Source organism: Treponema endosymbiont of Eucomonympha sp., assembly GCF_001028545.1.
In genome coordinates this window covers 1-825 of record NZ_BBPW01000278.1, presented here as the reverse complement: position 1 = coordinate 825, position 825 = coordinate 1, and the positions used below count along the sequence as shown (strand labels likewise).

The window sequence follows — 825 nt, the reverse complement described above, 5'->3', positions numbered from 1 at the left end:
CGGAAAAATACCGGGACGGTATTACAAAATTGTTTGCGGAATTAAGCGCAGGCGTCAGCGTAGAGCCGTTGTTTCTTGAGGACGGCTATATCATAGAAAACGAAGTACGGGACGCTCCGTTCGGTGCTACCGCTCCCCTGATTTTAGGCTCATCGTGGGAAAGCGACGTTGCGCGGGAAATGAAGGGCTTATCCGTCGGCATAAGCGCGCCGCTCAATAACGAGCTGATTGTCAATAAAACGTTCATAGGATACACCGGAGCTTTAGCACTTATCGAACGGATTTACTCTCTCGCGGTAGGAGACGGTAAATAGCATACTGATATGAGCGGAGGGCGCGCGCGCCAGTCTCGACAATGCCTGTCTTTCCAGCATTGCTCTGGCGCGCAATAAAAGCATATCCGCGAATAGCCGCAGAACTTCCGCATATTTCCAAAAAACCGCTTCAAGTGATTATCTCTGTTTTATACGCTATTCGCTATGCTTCGGCGCTCGTTACACCTCGCAGCACGGCAAGCGGTGCTTCTTAAAAGTTCGCCGCAATCTGCGCGCCGACCCGAATGCCCGCGCGGGCAAACCACCCCCGCGGCACTTCAAGCGCATAGCGGACGGATACGGCACTCGCTACCGGAGCAAGGCTGAACGGCGTCATATCGTATATCTCGCGGACGGCGCCCGCGGAATCGATATAGGCTATCGAAAGCGGCACAGGCGTATCTTTCATCCAAAAACGAAGCCGCTCGTCCCGTTCAAAGACAAAAATCATGCCCGTGCCGTCGGGGATTCTTTTGCGCTCCATAAAACCGCGGCTCCGTTCCGCTTCCGT

Annotated in this window: 1 protein-coding gene and 1 pseudogene; one reads left to right on the top strand and one right to left on the bottom strand. The window is 53.8% G+C overall.

Translation table 11 applies throughout. The annotated features are described in order from the left end of the window. Positions 1–314, top strand: a pseudogene (locus AWU74_RS11840) (hypothetical protein); the annotation flags it as partial. A 211-nt stretch (positions 315–525) separates the two neighbouring features. On the opposite strand, the gene AWU74_RS06520 reads toward AWU74_RS11840, so the two are convergent. Beyond that, a partial coding sequence (locus AWU74_RS06520) for a DUF192 domain-containing protein (RefSeq protein ID WP_162504957.1) occupies positions 526–825 on the bottom strand: 300 nt, incomplete at its 5' end.